General features: G+C 73.3%; 14 protein-coding genes. 11 read left to right on the forward strand and 3 right to left on the reverse strand.

The features are described from left to right. The first annotated feature begins 146 nt into the window (after nt 1-146). Nucleotides 147-1,124 (forward strand): DNA polymerase III subunit delta, encoded by a 978-nt coding sequence (gene holA, locus Q7L73_RS00290; RefSeq protein WP_304687984.1) that lies wholly within the window; start codon nt 147-149, stop codon nt 1,122-1,124. A gap of 176 nt (nt 1,125-1,300) precedes the next feature. Here holA and rpsT read toward each other — a convergent pair whose 3' ends face one another. Next, nucleotides 1,301-1,573: a 30S ribosomal protein S20 gene (gene rpsT / locus Q7L73_RS00295; RefSeq protein ID WP_304687986.1), complete on the reverse strand. Its 273-nt coding sequence runs from the start codon at nt 1,571-1,573 to the stop codon at nt 1,301-1,303. Between the two features lie 51 nt (nt 1,574-1,624). Here rpsT and murJ point away from each other — a divergent pair, with 51 nt between their 5' ends. After that, nucleotides 1,625-3,379, forward strand: a complete 1,755-nt coding sequence (gene murJ / locus Q7L73_RS00300) for a murein biosynthesis integral membrane protein MurJ (protein WP_304687988.1) — start codon at nt 1,625-1,627, stop codon at nt 3,377-3,379. A 180-nt stretch (nt 3,380-3,559) separates the two neighbouring features. Here murJ and Q7L73_RS00305 read toward each other — a convergent pair whose 3' ends face one another. Next, the gene (locus Q7L73_RS00305; protein WP_304687989.1) at nt 3,560-3,775 is read right to left on the reverse strand and encodes a hypothetical protein; all 216 of its coding nucleotides are present in this window, start codon (nt 3,773-3,775) and stop codon (nt 3,560-3,562) included. 152 nt (nt 3,776-3,927) lie between these two features. Here Q7L73_RS00305 and lepA point away from each other — a divergent pair, with 152 nt between their 5' ends. The 6 genes from lepA to Q7L73_RS00335 all read left to right on the forward strand — a co-directional run bounded on the left by lepA (nt 3,928) and on the right by Q7L73_RS00335 (nt 10,918). Further along, nucleotides 3,928-5,736 carry a translation elongation factor 4 gene (lepA, locus tag Q7L73_RS00310; RefSeq protein WP_304687990.1) on the forward strand — a complete coding sequence of 603 codons (1,809 nt, stop codon included), beginning with the start codon at nt 3,928-3,930 and terminating at the stop codon, nt 5,734-5,736. 52 nt (nt 5,737-5,788) lie between these two features. Then, on the forward strand, nt 5,789-6,733 hold the full coding sequence (locus Q7L73_RS00315; protein ID WP_304687992.1) for a polysaccharide deacetylase family protein: 945 nt from the start codon (nt 5,789-5,791) through the stop codon (nt 6,731-6,733). A 75-nt stretch (nt 6,734-6,808) separates the two neighbouring features. Further along, nucleotides 6,809-9,214 (forward strand): choice-of-anchor Q domain-containing protein, encoded by a 2,406-nt coding sequence (locus Q7L73_RS00320; protein ID WP_304687994.1) that lies wholly within the window; start codon nt 6,809-6,811, stop codon nt 9,212-9,214. Nucleotides 9,215-9,284: 70 nt separating this feature from the next. Further along, a complete protein-coding gene (locus Q7L73_RS00325) occupies nt 9,285-10,064 on the forward strand; it encodes an SDR family NAD(P)-dependent oxidoreductase (protein ID WP_304687996.1) in 780 nt (259 codons plus the stop codon). Between the two features lie 15 nt (nt 10,065-10,079). Continuing rightward, on the forward strand, nt 10,080-10,520 hold the full coding sequence (locus Q7L73_RS00330) for a MaoC family dehydratase N-terminal domain-containing protein (RefSeq protein WP_304687998.1): 441 nt from the start codon (nt 10,080-10,082) through the stop codon (nt 10,518-10,520). Nucleotides 10,521-10,522: 2 nt separating this feature from the next. Then, a complete protein-coding gene (locus tag Q7L73_RS00335; RefSeq protein ID WP_304688000.1) occupies nt 10,523-10,918 on the forward strand; it encodes a MaoC/PaaZ C-terminal domain-containing protein in 396 nt (131 codons plus the stop codon). A gap of 146 nt (nt 10,919-11,064) precedes the next feature. Here Q7L73_RS00335 and Q7L73_RS00340 read toward each other — a convergent pair whose 3' ends face one another. After that, complete coding sequence (locus Q7L73_RS00340; RefSeq protein WP_304688002.1) at nt 11,065-13,110, reverse strand: hypothetical protein; 2,046 nt, start codon at nt 13,108-13,110, stop codon at nt 11,065-11,067. Between the two features lie 189 nt (nt 13,111-13,299). On the opposite strand from Q7L73_RS00340, the gene hrcA reads away from it, so the two are divergent. The 3 genes from hrcA to Q7L73_RS00355 are packed head-to-tail and all read left to right on the forward strand — an operon-like array spanning nt 13,300 to nt 16,281. Beyond that, complete coding sequence (gene hrcA / locus Q7L73_RS00345; RefSeq protein WP_304688004.1) at nt 13,300-14,322, forward strand: heat-inducible transcriptional repressor HrcA; 1,023 nt, start codon at nt 13,300-13,302, stop codon at nt 14,320-14,322. A 28-nt stretch (nt 14,323-14,350) separates the two neighbouring features. Continuing rightward, nucleotides 14,351-15,469, forward strand: coding sequence for a molecular chaperone DnaJ (gene dnaJ / locus Q7L73_RS00350; protein WP_304688006.1), 1,119 nt, complete (start codon nt 14,351-14,353; stop codon nt 15,467-15,469). Beyond that, nucleotides 15,466-16,281, forward strand: a complete 816-nt coding sequence (locus Q7L73_RS00355; RefSeq protein WP_304688008.1) for a 50S ribosomal protein L11 methyltransferase — start codon at nt 15,466-15,468, stop codon at nt 16,279-16,281. The genes dnaJ and Q7L73_RS00355 overlap by 4 nt, the downstream gene beginning before the upstream one ends. The last annotated feature ends 47 nt before the right edge of the window (nt 16,282-16,328 follow it).

A 16,328-nucleotide genomic window follows, 5' to 3' on the forward strand; every position in this document is an offset into this window, starting at 1 on the left:
CGGTGCGGCCAGCACCCGCCCGGCGCCTCGGACCCGGGAGGCGGCTGACCCGCGGCCGCTCGCACGGCGGGGCAGCGGCGGGGAGTCGCGGCTCGCGCGCGGGCTGGCGGCGCCACGCCCGGCGCTCGTCGTAGACTCGCGAGCCGATGGCGCCCTCGTTCAAGCCCGCGTATCTGATCTACGGCGACGACCACGGCCGCCTCGGCGAGCGGCGCGCGAGACTGCGCGCGCTGGCTGAGCGGGAGAGCGGGTCGCAGGGGATCGAGGTGTTCGAGGGCGACGCGGCGACGGTCGAGTCGGTCGCGGCCGCGCTGTCGGCGATGACGTTCGCGATCGGCCGCCGCTTCCTGATCGTCGACGGCGTCGAGCGCTGGAAGGCGGCCGACATGAGAGTGATCGAGCCGGTCGTGAAGTCGCTCCCGCCCGACACGACAGTCGTCTTCTTCGGTCGCGAGGAAGGCCGCATGAAGGTCCCCGACAGACTGATCGCCGCGGTCAGAACGGCCGGCGGCGACATCAGCACCGAGATGACCGTCAAGCCGTGGGAGCTGCCGAGATGGGCGGTCGGGCAGGCGAGAGCGCTCGGGCTGGAGCTGCACCCGTCGGCCGCGAGAGCGCTCGTCAACCACGTCGGCGAGCGGCAGCAGCGGCTGCTGCGCGAGCTGGAGAAGCTGGCGCTCGAACTCGGCGACGGCGCGCGCGTCGGCCTCGAGCAGATCGAGGAGATCACCGCCAACTCGTCCGAGCGCAAGTCGTGGACGCTCGCCGACGCGCTCGTCGCGCGTGACGGCGCCTCCGCCACGCGCGCCTACCTGGAGCTGCGCCAGCAGGGCGAGCGGCTCGCCGGCCTGCTGTTCACGATCGCGCGCCGCCTGCGCGACGCGCTCGAAGTCGCCGAGCGGCTGGAGGCGGGGGAGCCGGCCGCGTCCGTCAAGCGCGGGCTGCGGATGCCGCCGAAGGCCGCGGAGCGGTTCGTCGCCGACGTGCAGCGCAACGACGTCGCCGGCTTGCGCGCCGCGATCGAGATCGTCGCCGACCTCGAGCTGGCCTCGCGCGGCGGCGCCGGCTCGAAGCTCGGCGAGGACACGCTCGCCGTCAGAGCGATCGCTCGCATCGCCGCCTGAGCGCCAGCTTCCCGTGGGGGTGGGCGCAATCTGTGGGTCTGTGGGACCCGGAGATTGCACGTCCGCTCGCCCGGCGGCGCCGCCCAGCGCCGCACAGGCGCCCAAGAACGACGAAAGACCCGCTTGCGCGGGCCGATCGGCGTACTGCTCAGCTATGTGAGTGGAAGAAGCGGGTCCTACGCGTCGGTGCCGCTACCCGCAAGAATGCGGGCGGCACGCGACTTCTTGCGCGCGCCGTTGTTGCGGTGGAGCGCGCCGCGCTTGACGGCCTTGTCGATCGTCTGGACCAGCTCGCGGTGCACAGGGGCGGCATCCGCTCTTTCCTCGCCCGAGGTGATGGCCTCGAGACGACGGAAGTAGGTCTTGATCTTCGACGTGTAGCGGCGGTTCTCGGACCGCTCGCGCTCAGCGCGGAGGATGCGCTTCTTCTGAGAATGAATGTTGGCCATAAGAAAAGGGCCACGGTCATGGCCGCGGCGGCGTCGTACTATAGCGCGCTCGTGACTGCCGAGACAGCTGACGACAGGACCACCGCCGAGGCGGGTGCCGACGGCGGGGGCCGCGGGCGCCGTGCGCGCAACACGCTGATCTTCTCGGCGGCGACCGGCCTGTCGCGAATAGCCGGCCTGATCCGCGAGATCGTCGCCTCCAGCTACTTCGGCACCAGCGGCGCCTTCTCGGCCTTCACGATCGCCTTCCAGGTCCCCAACCTGGTCCGCAGCCTCTTCGCCGACGCCGCGCTCAGCGCCGCCTTTGTGCCGGTCTTCACCGAGCTGCTGGAGAGAAGACAGCAGAAGGAGGCGTTCCGGCTCGCCTCGACGCTGTGCCTGATCATCATCGCCGCGCTCGGGGCGATCACCGCCTTCTTCATCCTCGGCGCCGGCGTGATCATGCCGCTGTTCACCAGCGACAAGTTCGACGCGCACCTCGACCACCTGACGGTCGGCCTCGCGCAGGTGCTGTTCCCGATCGTCGTATTGCTCGGGATCAACGGCCTCGTCGTCGGCATCCTCAACACCTACGACCACTTCTCGATCCCAGCGATCGCGCCGTTGGTCTGGAACGTCGTGATCATCGCCGTGCTGGTCATCAGCAAGCCGATGTTCAGAGGCGACAACGCGATGTACGCCTACGCGCTCGGCGTGCTCCTCGGAACGATCGTCCAGTTGGCGATGTCGATCGCGGTGCTGCCGCGTGTCGGCTTCAGATTCCAGTTCGCCTTCAACTGGCGCGACGCCCGCATCGCCCAGGTCTTCCGGCTGATGCTGCCGGTCACGATCAGCCTCGGGATCATCAACTTCGACCTGCTGATCAACTCCTCGCTCGGAACGCTCGTGAGCGAGCAGGCGCCGCGCGCGATCGACGCCGCCTTCCGCATCTACATGCTGCCGCAGGGCATGTTCAGCGTCGCGGTCGCGACCGTGCTGTTCCCGGTGCTGTCCCGCTACGCCGCCCGCCGCGACCTGCCCGGCCTGCGTCACACGATGGCCGACGGCATGCGCCTGATCTGGATGCTGCTGACGCCGGCGGCCGCGGCCACGATGGTGCTGTCGGTGCCGATCACGCGGCTCGTCTACCAGCGCGGCGCGTTCGACGCCGAGTCGACCGAGCTGGTCTCGACGGCGCTCTTCTGGTTCTCCTTCAGCCTCCCGTTCTCGGGCCTCAACCTGCTGCTGTCGCGGACCTTCTTCTCGCTTCAGAGACCGTGGATCCCGACCGCCCTCTCGCTCGGCTCGCTGGTCGTCAACGCCGCCGTCAGCCTCGCGCTCTACAAGCCCTACGGCGTCGCCGGCCTCGTGCTCGGCACCGTCGTCTCCAACCTCGCGATGGCGGCCGGCCAGTGGCTGGGCGTGCGCAGACTGCTGCACGGCTCGCTGGAGGGGAGAGAGACGCTCTTCTCCTTCAGCCGCGTCCTGTTCGCCTCCGCGATCCTCGGCGCGAGCGCCTGGTTCGTCTGGTGGGGGCTCGACGGCGCGCTCGGCCGCTCGCTGCCGGCGCAGATCATCAGCGTCGGCACCGCGATCGCGACCGGCAGCGCCTTCTACGTCGCCGCGATCCTGCACTGGCGCGTGCCGGAAGGGCAGCAGATCTACACGATGGTCAACAGCCGTCTCGCCGGCCGGCGCAGAAAGCCGAAGCGGCGCGTGCCGCCGCCGCGCCCGCGCGAGCCGCGCACCGCCGCCGCGCGCGGAGCCGCCCCGCGCCGCGCGCCGAGACGGCGGCCGCCGGGCAGACGCCCGCCGCGCGGGCGGTAAGGGAATGCCTTACACGGCTCCTCAACGCAACGCGCCCGCCCGCTCAGCTCCGACGAGGAGGAAGAGGACGGGCGGGCTTTCGTTGCGTTCTCGGGCTTCCGCGCATCGGACAAGCCGCTGCGCGTGGAGTTCATCGGTGCTGGCCGATGCGCTCCATGGCACCCAAGCTGGTGAAACGGGCTAGGCGGCGGAGCCGTGCTCGCGGCCGAAGAAGCCGTGGCCGAGGAACAGCGCGCCGAAGGCCGGCGCGTGCGCGGCGCGCTGTGCGTCGCGCACCTCCGCGGCGGTGGCGCTGCTGCTCCGGCGCGACAGCCGCGTGCTGCGCTGGCGCTCGGCGCGGTCGCGCAGGTCGGCCGCCCGGACGTCGTTCTGGATGGTGGTGAGGGCGGGGTTCATGGTCAGCTCCTGGGTCGTTTCTGACCGTTAGGACGGTACGGCTGAGACAGAGCGGACACATCGGGCGGATGCAGCCATTTCACGGGCGAAATGCCTTACCCGAGAGGGGGGAGGGCCTTACAGTCGCCAAGGCGCCTAACCTGTACCGGCCCATGGCCGACCAGTCCAAGATCCGCAACTTCTCGATCATCGCCCACATCGACCACGGGAAGTCGACCCTGGCCGACCGCATCCTCGAGGTCACCAAGACCGTCGAGCAGCGCGACATGAGAGCGCAGCTGCTCGACTCGATGGACCTCGAGCGCGAGCGCGGCATCACGATCAAGGCGCAGGCCGTGCGCGTGCTGTTCGAGGCCTCCGACGGCGAGACCTACCAGCTGCACCTGATCGACACGCCCGGCCACGTCGACTTCTCCTACGAGGTCTCGCGCTCGCTCGCCGCCTGCGAGGGCGCGCTGCTGGTCGTCGACGCCTCGCAGGGCGTCGAGGCGCAGACGCTCGCCAACACCTACCTGGCGATCGACGGCGGGCTGGAGCTGGTCCCCGTGCTCAACAAGATCGACCTGCCGGGCGCCGAGCCCGAGCGCGTCGCGGGCGAGGTCTCCGACCTCCTCGGCGAGGACCCCGACGACGTGCTGCGGATCTCCGCCAAGACCGGCATGGGCGTCAGAGACGTGCTCGACATGGTCGTGCAGAAGGTGCCGGCGCCCTCCGGCGACCCGGACGCGGCGCCGCGCGCGCTGATCTTCGACTCCGAGTTCGACCAGTACCGCGGCGTCGTCGCCTACATCCGCGTCGTCGACGGCACCTTCAGAAAGGGCGACGGGATCCGCGCGATGGCGGCCGGGACCGAGGCGGAGATCGACGAGATCGGCTACTTCAACCCGCGCATGACGGCCACGACGGACCTCGGTCCGGGCGAGGTCGGCTACCTGATCACCGGCATCAAGGACGTCACGCTGCTGCGCGTCGGCGACACGCTGACGACGAGACGCAACACGGCGGTCGAGGCGCTGCCCGGCTATCAGGACGTCAAGCCGATGGTCTTCTGCGGCCTCTTCCCGATCGACTCCGACGACTACCCGGACCTGCGCGACGCGCTCGAGAAGCTGACGCTGAACGACGCGGCGCTGGTGTGGGAGCCGGAGACCTCGGAGGCGCTCGGCTTCGGCTTCCGCTGCGGCTTCCTCGGCCTGCTGCACATGGACATCGTGCGCGAGCGGCTGGAGCGCGAGTACGACCTCGAGCTGATGACGACGATGCCGTCGGTCGAGTTCGAGGTCGAGCTGCAGGCCGGCGAGATCGTGCCGGTCCACAACCCGTCGGACATGCCCGACCCGACGAAGATCAGAGAGATCCGCGAGCCGTACATCCGCGCCAGCATCCTCACGCCGAAGGAGTTCGTCGGCACGATCATGGAGCTGTGCCAGGACAAGCGCGGCACGCACGCCGGCATGACGTACCTGTCGTCGGATCGCGTGCAGCTGGAGTACGACCTGCCGCTGGCCGAGATCGTGCTCGACTTCTTCGACCAGCTGAAGTCGCGCACGCGCGGCTACGCCTCGCTCGACTACGAGCTGACCGGTCTCAGACCGAGCGACCTCGTCAAGCTCGACATCCTGCTGTCGGGCGATCCGGTCGACGCGCTGTCGATGGTCGTCCACCGCACGAAGGCGCACGACGTCGGCCGCGTGCTGGCGGAGAAGCTGAAGGAGAAGATCCCGCGGCAGCAGTTCGACGTGCCGATCCAGGCCGCGATAGGCGCTCGCGTCGTCGCGCGCGAGACCGTCAAGGCGTATCGCAAGGACGTCGTCGCGAAGTGCTACGGCGGCGACATCTCGCGCAAGCGCAAGCTGCTGGAGAAGCAGAAGAAGGGCAAGGCGCGGATGAAGCAGGTCGGCCGTGTCGAGGTGCCGCAGGAGGCGTTCCTGGCGGTGCTGGAGCTCGGCGACACGAGATGATCCGCGGGCGGTGCCGCCGCTCGCGGCGCCGCTCTGACAGGATGCCGGCGCGATGACGCGCCTCAGCGACGAGCAACGGCGCGCGCGGCGGGAGCAGGCCCGCCGGGCGGTGCGGCGGCGACGGCAGGCCGTCGGCGGCATGCTGCTCGCGGTCGCCGTGCTGGTCGCCGGCGTGGTGCTGGTCGCCTCCCGCGGCGGCGGCGATCCGACGGTCGCCGGTGCCGACACGACGGCGGCGGGCGCCGACGCCGCGCGCGCGGTGTCGACCGCCGACGCGCAGCGCAGAGCCCAGCGAGCCAGAGCGAGAGCGGACGCCGCGCAGCGGATCAGACTCGGCCCGATCCCGCCGGCCAGAGCGGGCACCGCGGTCGTCTCGCAGAGCGGCCCGACCGCCCAGCGCCAGATCGCGCTCACCTTCGACGACGGCTTCTGCGGCGACTGCATCGCCAAGCTCGTGCGCGGCCTGGAGAAGAGCGGCGCGCACGCGACCTTCTTCCCCAACGGCACCTACGACGCCGAGTGGAGACCGCACGTCAAGGCGATCCGCAGACTGGTCGAGGCCGGCCAGCTGACGGTCGGCAGCCACACCTTCAGCCACGTCAACGCGCCGGCCGTCGGCGCCGCCGCCTTCGGCAGCGACCTCGACCGCAACGAGCAGTGGATCGAGCAGACCTTCGGCATGACCGGCCGGCCGTACCTGCGGCCGCCGTACGGCGCCTACGACGCCGGCACGCTCGCCGCCGCCGGCGAGCGCGGCTACACGAGAGTCGTGATGTGGAACGGCACCGTCGCCGACTCCAACCTGCGCACGAAGGCCTACATCCTCAACGCGATCAGATACTGGGCGAGACCGGGCGCGATCATCCTGCTGCACGCCAACTACCCGCCGACGGCGGAGGCGCTGCCGGAGATCCTCCAGATCCTCAGAAGAAAGCGGCTCAGAACCGCGACGATCGCGGAGCTGCTCGGCGGCTCGCCCTACACGTCCGCCCGCTGACCGCAGCGGCCAACGGCAACGCGCCAAACGGCGGAAGGCGCGACAATCGCGCGGTCGCTCGATCAGGAGACATGGATGTCGAAGAACACGCTCGCCCGCCTGCCGGGGGTCGTCGCGACCGCCGCCGCGGCGCTCGCCTGCACCGCCGCCCCGGCTGCCGCGACCACCTTTGCGGTCACGACCCCGGCGGACGCGGGCGCCGGCTCGCTGCGCGCCGCGATCGCGCAGGCGCAGGCGCTGCCCGGCGACCACGAGATCGTCTTCGCCCCGGCGCTGGCCGGCGCTGAAGTCGCGCTCGCGACGCCGCTCTCGGTCGATGCTCCGGGCGTCAGGCTGACGATCGACGGCGCCGCGGCGCCAGGACTGGCCGTCAGCGGCGGCGACAGCGTCGCGCTGCTGGAGGTGCGGGCCGGCGAGCTGACGGTCGCGCGCCTGACGCTGCGGGACGGCGTCGGCGCCGCCGGCGCGTCCGGCGCCGTGCAGGGCCGCGGAGGCGACGGCGCCGACGGGGCGATCGTCACCCGCGCCGGCGCGACGCTGCGGCTGGTCGAGAGCGTCGTCGCCGACAACAGCGGCGGCGACGGCGGCGCGGGCGGCTTTGGCAACACGACCGCCTCCGGCGGCGGCGGGGGTGGCGGCGGTGCGGTCGTCAACGCCGGCACGATGACGATCGAGTCCTCGACGCTGACCGGCAACAGCGGTGGAGCCGGCGGCGCGGGCGGCACCGGCGGGCGCTCCGGCGGCGGAGGCGGCGCGGGCGCGGGCGCGATCACCAACGCCTCCGGCGCGGCGCTCGTGATCGTCAACAGCACGTTCGTCGCAAACCGCGGCGGCGACGGCGGCGTGGGCGGCGCCGGCTCCGCGGCACGCGCGGGCGGCGGCGGCGCGGGCGGCGCCGCCTTGGTCGCCGTCTCGGGCGGGACCGTCACGATCGCGAACAGCACCTTTGCGGCGAACGTCGCCGGCAGGGGCGGGAGCGTCGGCGGCAGCAACCCGTTCAACAACATGGGCGCCGGCGGCGGCGCCGGGCCGGGCGGCGGGGGCGGCGGGGGCGCAAGCCCGCCGTGCTGCTCCACGGCCGGGGGCACCGGACCGCTCGGCGACGGCGGCGCCGGCAGCACCGAAGGTCTTGGCAGACCGGACGTGCAGGCGACCGCCGGCAGCGGCTCCGGGGGCGGCGGCGGCGCGACGGCCGGGCTCGACGGCGCGGCCGGCGGTCCCGGCGACGGCGGTGGCGGCGGCGCCGGCGGCAGCAACGAGCAGGACAGAGTCGCGGCCGGAGCCGGCGGCGGCGGCGCGGGCGACGGCGGCTACTTCTACGGCGGCGGCGGGGGCGGCGGCTACGGCGGCGGTGACGGCGGCTACGGCAGCAACAGCGGCCCGGCCAGCCCCGGCCAGCCGGGGGCCGGCGGGGCCGGCGCGCTCGTCGGCGTCGTCGTGACGGTCGACAGCACGATCGCCGCGGGCAGCGCCGACGGCGGCCAGACGACCGGCGACTGCCGCGGCGAGATCGTCGCGGGCGCGGCGAACCTGCTGCAGGACGCGGCCGGCTGCGTGCGCCCGGCGGGCGACACGCTCGCCGGCGATCCGCTGCTCGGTCCGCTCGGCGACCACGGCGGGCCGACGCCGACGGTCGTCCCCGGCGCGGGCAGCCCGGCGCTCGACGCGGGCGCCAACCCGTTCGCGCTCGCGTTCGACCAGCGCGGCGCCGGCCATCCGCGGACGGTCGGCGCGAGAACCGACGTCGGCGCCGTCGAGGTGGCGGCAAGAGTCGATCCAGACCCGGATCCCGATCCAGACCCAGACCCCGACCCGGAGCCGAGACCGGACCCGGATCCGGTGCCGAGACCCGACCCGCAGCCGCAGCCCGACGCGCCCGCGATCGGCGCCGTCGTCGTGACCGACCCGGCCGGCGCGCGTCTTCCCACCCGCGACGCGCGGATCGCCTTCAGCGCGGTCGCTGGCGCGGTCGGCTATGAGTGCCGTCTCGACGGCGGTCCGTGGGCGCCGTGCGCGAGCCCGTGGTCGGGCAGCGGGCTGCGCGCGGGCGACCACCGGATCGAGGTGCGGGCGGTCGCGGCCGACGGCCGCCGCGGCCCGGTCGCCGCGCACGCCTTCCAGGTCGACGTCTATCCGCCCGGCCTGCGGATCGCCGCGACGACCCTGCGCGTCCGCGACGGGCGGACGGCGGCCGGCCTCGTCTGCTCGCCGCGCGAGGGCGAGGGGCGCGGCGCCTGCTCCGGCAGCCTCGTGCTGCGCCGCGCCGTCTCCGGCGTGCGCGCCCGCGTCCCGCAGCCGCTCGCGCGCGGTCGCTTCAAGGCGGCCGCCGGCAGACGCGCGACCGTCCGGCTGACGCTGACGCCGGCGGGCCGTCGCCTGCTGCAGCGGCAGCGAGCGGTGCGGACGACGCTGACCGTCGCGGCGACCGATCTCGCCGGTAACACGCGGACGTACCGCTTCCGCGTCCTGCTGCGCCGCTGAGCGCCCGCGCGCGATGCCGGCCGGGAGCGACCGGTCGGCATCGCGGCGCGCCGCGCGCGACAATGGCGCGATGGACCTCGGGCTCAACGGCAGGCGCTGCGTCGTCACCGGCGCGTCGAGCGGGATCGGCCGCGCGGTCGCCGCGGCGCTCACGGCCGAGGGAGCCCGGCTGCTGCTCGTCGCGCGCGGCGAGGCAGCTCTGCGCGACGCCGCTCCGGAGGGCGCTGAGGTGCTCGCCGCCGACGTCACCGATCCGGCCGCCGCAGAGCGGATCGTCGCGACCGCGCAGGAGCGGCTCGGCGGGCTCGACGTGCTCGTCAACAACGCCGGCAGCTCGGCGAACATCCCGCTCGGCCAGCTCAGCGAGGCCGACTGGGAGCTGCAGTGGCAGCTCAACGTGCGCGGGCCCGAGCGGCTGATGGCGGCCGCGGCACCGCTGATGGCGGAGGCCGGCTGGGGCCGGATCGTCAACGTCGCGTCGTCGTCCGGCAAGCGCTCCTCCGCCACCAACGTCGCCTATTCGGTCACCAAGAGCGCACAGCTCGCGCTCAGCCGCGCCTACGCGGAGGCGTGGGCGGCGCGCGGCGTGCTCGTCAACGCGGTCACGCCCGGCCCGACCGCGAGCGAGCTGTGGATTGCGCCCGGCGGCCTCGCCGACCAGGCCGCCGCCGCGCGCGGGATCACGCGCGCGCAGGCGTTGGAGGCCGCCGCCGCGAGAACGCCGCGCGGCCAGCTCGCCGATCCGCCCGAGATCGCCGACGTGGTCGTCTTCCTCTGCTCCGAGCGGGCCGCCAACGTCGTCGGCGCCGCCTGGTCGGCCGACGGCGGCGCGGTGCCGTCGATCCTCTGAAACGAAAGGAGTCAGGTGCCTGTCAACACCGACGCGATCGGGAAGCGCTACGACCCCGTCGTCTACGCCGTCGGCCGCGAGAAGATCAAGGAGTTCGCGGCCGCGACGGGGGAGACGAATCCGCTCCACCTCGACGTCGCCGCCGCGCGCGCGGCCGGCCACGCCGACGTCGTCGCGCCGCCGATGTTCGCGGTCGTCTACCAGCAGCCGTCGGTCGGGCCGGCGCTGTTCGACCCGGAAGTCGGGATCGACTTCGCGATGCTCGTCCACAGCGGGCAGGAGTTCCGCTGGGAGCGGCTGGTGATCGCCGGCGAGGAGCTGACGACGACCACCAGCGTCCAGGCGATCAGCGAGAAGGGCGGCCTCGGCTTCTACGACTTCGAGGTCGCGACCGTCGACGAGGCCGGCGAACCGGTCGTGACGGGCATCTGGAAGATGCTCGTGCGAGGAGCGTGAGCATGGCCGCCGAGTTCGAGCCGGGCGCTGAGCTGCCCGCCCTGAAGACCACGCCGGACCGCTTCCTGACGGTCCGCTACGCCGGCGCCTCCGGCGACTTCAACCCGATCCACATCGACGAGCAGTTCGCGCAGTCGGTCGGGCTGCCGGGGCGGATCCTGCACGGCCTCTGGTCGATGGCGCAGGTCGCCCGCGCGCAGACCGAGGCGGCCGGCGGGCCGCAGGCGCTGAGAGCGCTGTCGGTCCAGTTCCGCGGCATGGGCGTGCTGGAGCAGGAGGTCGTCGTGACCTCGAAGGTGAAGGCCGTCGCCGACGGCGTCGCGACCGTCTCAGCCGAGGCGAGACAGGGCGACACGCGGATCATCCGCAACGCCGTCGCGGAGATCGTCGTCCCGTAGGGCGGCCAGCGCGCGCCGGCCGGGCGCGCGCCGCGGCCTGGCGCAGAAGCTGGCGCCGCGCCCGGGTGGGGGAACCCGGGCGCGGCGTGATGCGCAGCGCGGTTCGCACGGTGGTTGGCCGCGCGCCGTGCGAACCCCCTGCTGCACTACGCGGCGTTGGTGCGGAAGATCACACGCACCGTCACCGCTCTGCCGGCGCGAGGGACCAACCGCGCCGTCAGCGTCTGCCGCCCGCCATCGGACCGCAGCTGCGCGGCGCGCAGCGTCGGTCCTCTCAGCGGCCGGCCGTTCAGCGTCCAGCGGACGGCGCGCAGCCGTCCGCCGCGTTGCCCGACGGCGAACGCGAGCGTGTTGGCGCCGCCGATCGTCGCCGGCACCTGCGCCCGCAGCGTCACCCGCACGCCGCCGACGGTGCGCCGCAGCGGCGCGATCCGCCCGATCACACGGCGGCCGGGGCAGATCCCCGCGTGCGCCGCGGGCCGGACCGAGCTGCCGGGCGTGATCGCGCAGCGGACGGTCGCGACGGCGAGCGGATACGGCATCACCGCGTTCGCTCTCTCCATCCCGTCGGTCCCGCCGCCGCCGCCCGCGCCGCCGCCTCTGGCGCTGTCGTCGGGCGTTCTCGTGCCGCCGCCACCGCCGCCGCCACCGTCGTCGGGCGGCTGCGTCACCGGCGCGGTCAGCTGCAGCGGCAGGCTGCGCACGCTGGCGCTGTTGCCGGCGGCGTCGGCGAAGGCGATCTCGACGCGGTAGCTGCCGACCGTCTCGGGCAGCGTCACCGCGGCCGACCCGTCGCTCCCGAGCGCGCCGGTCGCGCCGACCGCTCTGCCGTCCGCGTCGAGCGTCCGCACCTGCGCGCTGACGGCGTCCAGCGGCCGGCCCAGCACGGTCACCGTGCGCGCCCGCTCGGACGACGAGTAGGGCGAGACGATCACGAGCGTGCCGGCGACGCTCGGCGGCACGACGTCGACGTCCCAGACCGCCTCGACGGTCGGGCTGGCGGTCGCGCCGCCGCTGCGGGTGCGTCTGACGCGGACGCGGTAGACGCCCGGTCTGGTCGGCATCGAGATCGTCACCGAGCCGTCGAGGTCGCTGTCGGGGAAGCTGGAGAGGACGGTCCCGTCGTCTCTGTCGAGCACCTCGACGACGGCGCTCGTGACCGACGCGTCGAGGTCGAAGACGGCGATCCGCTGCTGGCTGGTGAAGCTGCCGATCAGCATCGGCGCGCCGTCCTGCGCCGGCGCGGCCGGCGAGGTGAAGCTGCCGTCGCCGCTCTGCAGCGCGCCGTCGGCGCTTCTGGCGCTGACGCGGTAGTGGTACTCGGTCGACGGTCTCAGCCCCGCAAGCGCCAGCGACCACGGCTGCGGGCCGCTGCCGTTGACGACGGCGCTGGTGGTCGCGCCGTAGGCGGTCGTCGGGCCGTAGTCGACGGTGACCGTCGTCGGCTGGCCGTGCGAGTCGACCGCGCCGTGGACGCGCACGCCGACGGTGTCGGCGGCGACGGTCGCGCTGAGGTCGGTCGGCGGCGCCAGGTCGGTCAGCTGGAGCGCGACGTCGTCCAGCTCGACCGCTCCCGAGACGGCCAGCCCGACCGGTGTCGGCAGCGTCAGGCGGATGCGGATCGCGTAGCTGTGCCCGGCCTGCAGCAGCGCGGGGGAGACGCTCCCGCCGGCGCCGACGAAGACGCTGGAGAGCGGCGGCGGGGCCGCTCTGGCCAGCGGCGCGGTCGTTCTCGTGCCGAGGTCGACGAGGTCGGCGCCGACGGTCGCGGTGCCGAGGTCGAGCAGCGTGCCGCTGGAGCCGCGCAGCTCATAGCCGAGGCTGGCGAGGTCGGGTGCGGCGGCGACCGTGAAGCTGGGGCTGGTCCAGTCGACGGTCGTGGTCGACAGCAGGCCGACGGTCGTCGCGACGTTCGTTCTGAGGAATCCGTCGCCGCCGCCGGCCTGCCATGAGTTCGAGACGACGGGGCAGGTCACCCCTGGGATGTGGAGCAGCCCCGAGCAGGTCAGTCCGTTGCCGTCCTGTCTCACCGTCGCCGTCCAGCCGGCGGCGCCACCCTCGAAGGTGCGCGCCGCGGCCGGATGCGGCTCACTGCTCGTGGTCGCCGCGGCCGCTCCCGACGGCACGGCGCCCAGCAGCGCGAGCGCGCACGCGGCGCTCGCTGGTCCCTTCCACGCTCTCCCAAGCGTCATCCCAGTGGTCCCTTCCCCGTCGTCCCTGTCTCTCTCGGGCCGTTCCCCTGCCCGATGGACATGTTCTCGGGTTGTCGATGAACAACCTTGAGCAATAAAGCGAAGCTGGCCGATGGGCGCTTTTCGATCGAAAGGGTGAGGAAAAGCACCGGAGCCCTTCCGTGGCAGGCCCCTCCTAGAATGAGAGGGATGCTCACCCCGCGTCAGGAGCTGATCCTCAGACTGGTCGTCGAGGGCTACCTCGCAGGCGGCCAGCCGGTCGGCTCCAAGGCGCTCGCGGCCGGGGTCGAATGGGGGCCCTCGACGGTCCGCAACGAGCTGGCGATGCTGGAGGAGCACGGGCTGCTGGCGCATCCGCACACCTCCGCCGGCCGCGTCCCGACCGACAGCGGCTACCGCTACTACGTCGACCGGCTGCTGAGCCAGCCGGCGCCGACGGCGGTCGTCGCGACCCCGCCGCTGGCGCTGTCGCTGGTGCGGCGCGAGGTCGACGAGGCGATGCGCGTCACGACCGAGACGCTGTCGCAGGTGACCAACCTGCTCGCGATCGTCTCCGCGCCGCCGATCGAGACGGCGACGATCCGCCACGTCGAGGTGCTGCTGCTGCAGCCGCAGGTGCTCGCGGTCGTCGTGATCACCTCGACCGGCGGCGTCACCAAGCGCGTCTTCGCCTTCGAGCAGCAGGTCGATCCCGGGCTCGCCGACTGGGGCGCCAGCTTCCTCAACGAGCAGCTGATCGGGATGGGCCTCGGCGCGCACAAGCTGCGCCAGCGGCTCGCCGACCCGTCGCTGGGGATCCGCGAGCGCGGCTTCATCGACGCGATATCGCCCGTCTTCACCGAGCTGGCCGACACCACCGAGCAGACGCTCTACGTCGACGGCTCGGCCCGCGTCGTGAGCGACTTCGGCCTCACCGACGTCGCCCAGCTGAACGCGGTGATGGAACTGCTCGAGCGGCGCGTGACGCTGCTGGGCGTGCTCGGCCACGCGCTCGGCGAGCGCGACGTCTACGTCCGCATCGGCAGCGAGAACGAGGCGCCGGCGCTGCGCTCGCTGGCGCTCGTGGCGGCCAGCTACGGCCTGCCGCGGCGGTCGCTGGGCACCGTCTCGGTGCTCGGTCCGCTGCGAATGGACTACGACCACGCGATCCGCTCCGTGCGCGCCGCCGCGCACCAGCTGTCGCGCTTCGTCGAGGACGTCTACGAAGGCTGATCCGCGCGCGGTCACATACCATTGAGGGGTGCCCACCGCGAGCGATTACTACGAGCGGCTCGGCGTCGAGCGTGACGCCGACGCCGACCAGATCAAGAAGGCGTTCCGCCGCCTCGCGCGCGAGCTGCACCCGGACGTCAACAGTCACGACCCCGAGGCCGAGTCGAAGTTCAAGGAAGCGGCCGAGGCGTACGAGGTGCTGTCGGACCCCGAGCGCCGCGCGACCTATGACCGCTATGGCGCCGACGGCCTCAGAAACGGCGGCTTCCAGCCGAGCGGCTTCGGCTCCTTCTCCGACATCTTCGACGCCTTCTTCGGCGGTGACGTCTTCGGCGGCGCCGGTGGCCGCGGCGGCCCGGCGCAGGGCGGCGACGTCGCCGTCACCGCGACGATCGACCTCGCCGCGGCGGCGACCGGCACACCGGTCGAGGTCTCCTACGAGGCGGTCGCCCGTTGTGAGACCTGCCACGGCAACGGCGCCGAGCCGGGCACGCCGATCGAGACCTGCGAGCGCTGCGGCGGCTCCGGTCAGCTGCGCGCCGTCACGCGCACCCCGTTCGGCCAGGTCGTGCGCGCGACCGCGTGCGACGTCTGCGGCGGCGACGGCCGCGTGCCGAAGTCGCCCTGCAAGACCTGTCAGGGGCGCGGCCGTGTCGTGCAGAAGCTGACGGTCAGCGTCGACGTCCCCGCCGGCATCGCCGACGGCCAGCGGATCCGCCTCTCCGGCCGCGGTCACGCCGGCGAGCACGGCGGCCCCTCCGGCGACCTCTACGTGCTGATCCGCGTCAAGCAGGACGAGCGCTTCGTGCGCGACGGCGACGACCTCGTGACCGTGCTCGACGTGGCGGCGCCGCTGGCCGCGCTCGGCACGACGCTCGACGTGCCGACGCTCGACGGCCCGGTCGCGTTGGAGATCCCCGCCGGCACGCAGCCGCACGAGCAGCTGACGCTGCGCGGCAAGGGCATGCCCGCGCTGCGACGCGGCCGCAGAGGCGACCTGCGCGTCGTCGTCAACGTCGTCATCCCGCGCAGGCTCTCGCATGCGCAGAAGGAGCTGATGCAGCAGCTCGCCGACTCGCTCGGCGAGGAGAACCTGCGCTCCGACGAAGGCGTCTTCTCGAAGCTCAAGCGGGCCTTCGGCGCATGATCCGGCTCGCCCTGAGAGTCGCGCGCGAGGACGCGGAGATCGCGCTCGCGCAGCTGCTGGAGCTGGCCCCGAGCGGCGTCGAGGAGGTCGACGCCGGCGACTGGGTCGAGTACGCCGTCTACGGCTCGCCGGGCGAGCTGCCCGACCTGCCGGACCTGAGAGCGGCCGTCGGCGGCGCGCTCGTCGAGGTCACCACCAGCGAGCTGCCCGACGACTGGAGCGAGCGCTGGAAGGACTTCCACAAGCCGCTCGTGCTCGGCGACCGGCTCGCCGTGCGGCCGCCGTGGGAGCCGTCGCAGGGGACCGCGATCGAGCTGGTGATCGACCCGGCGCAGGCGTTCGGGACCGGCTCGCACGCGACCACCCGCCTGTGCCTGGAGCTGCTGCTGGAGCTGGCCGACAGCTCGCCTGAGCGCGGCCCGGCGGTCGACGTCGGCTGCGGCTCGGGCGTGCTCGCGATCGCCGCCGCCAAGCTCGGCTGGGAGCCGGTCGTGGCGGTCGACTACGACCAGCTCAGCGTCGACGCGACGATCGAGAACGCAGCCGTCAACGACGTCACGCTCGACGTCCGCAGAGGCGACCTGCGCAGCGAGACGATGCCGGCCGCGCCGACGGTGCTGGCGAACCTGCTGCGGCCGCTGCTGCTGGAGTACGCCGCCGACCTGCCCGAGCCGCCGCGGCGGCTGATCGCCTCCGGGCTGCTCGTCCACGAGGGCGACGAGATCGCGGCCGCGTTCGCGCCCCACGGCCTGCGCGAGCGCGCGCGGGTCGAGCGCGGGGAATGGTGCGCGCTGCTGCTCGCGGCTGACTGAGCGGGCCGCGGGCGCGCGGGAGCCGGCGTCACGCGCGGGCGCGCCGC

Source organism: Conexibacter sp. CPCC 205762 (assembly GCF_030646155.1).
Taxonomy (GTDB): domain Bacteria; phylum Actinomycetota; class Thermoleophilia; order Solirubrobacterales; family Solirubrobacteraceae; genus Conexibacter.

What these genes read in the sequence shown, in the direction of transcription:
- Q7L73_RS00335 (WP_304688000.1), top strand. Translation starts at nt 10,523, where the DNA reads ATGGCCGCCGAGTTCGAGCCGGGCGCTGAGCTGCCCGCCCTGAAGACC.
- Q7L73_RS00305 (WP_304687989.1), bottom strand. Translation starts at nt 3,775, where the DNA reads ATGAACCCCGCCCTCACCACCATCCAGAACGACGTCCGGGCGGCCGAC.
- holA (WP_304687984.1), top strand. Translation starts at nt 147, where the DNA reads ATGGCGCCCTCGTTCAAGCCCGCGTATCTGATCTACGGCGACGACCAC.
- Q7L73_RS00340 (WP_304688002.1), bottom strand. Translation starts at nt 13,110, where the DNA reads ATGACGCTTGGGAGAGCGTGGAAGGGACCAGCGAGCGCCGCGTGCGCG.
- hrcA (WP_304688004.1), top strand. Translation starts at nt 13,300, where the DNA reads ATGCTCACCCCGCGTCAGGAGCTGATCCTCAGACTGGTCGTCGAGGGC.
- Q7L73_RS00315 (WP_304687992.1), top strand. Translation starts at nt 5,789, where the DNA reads ATGACGCGCCTCAGCGACGAGCAACGGCGCGCGCGGCGGGAGCAGGCC.
- lepA (WP_304687990.1), top strand. Translation starts at nt 3,928, where the DNA reads ATGGCCGACCAGTCCAAGATCCGCAACTTCTCGATCATCGCCCACATC.
- Q7L73_RS00325 (WP_304687996.1), top strand. Translation starts at nt 9,285, where the DNA reads ATGGACCTCGGGCTCAACGGCAGGCGCTGCGTCGTCACCGGCGCGTCG.
- rpsT (WP_304687986.1), bottom strand. Translation starts at nt 1,573, where the DNA reads ATGGCCAACATTCATTCTCAGAAGAAGCGCATCCTCCGCGCTGAGCGC.
- Q7L73_RS00320 (WP_304687994.1), top strand. Translation starts at nt 6,809, where the DNA reads ATGTCGAAGAACACGCTCGCCCGCCTGCCGGGGGTCGTCGCGACCGCC.
- Q7L73_RS00355 (WP_304688008.1), top strand. Translation starts at nt 15,466, where the DNA reads ATGATCCGGCTCGCCCTGAGAGTCGCGCGCGAGGACGCGGAGATCGCG.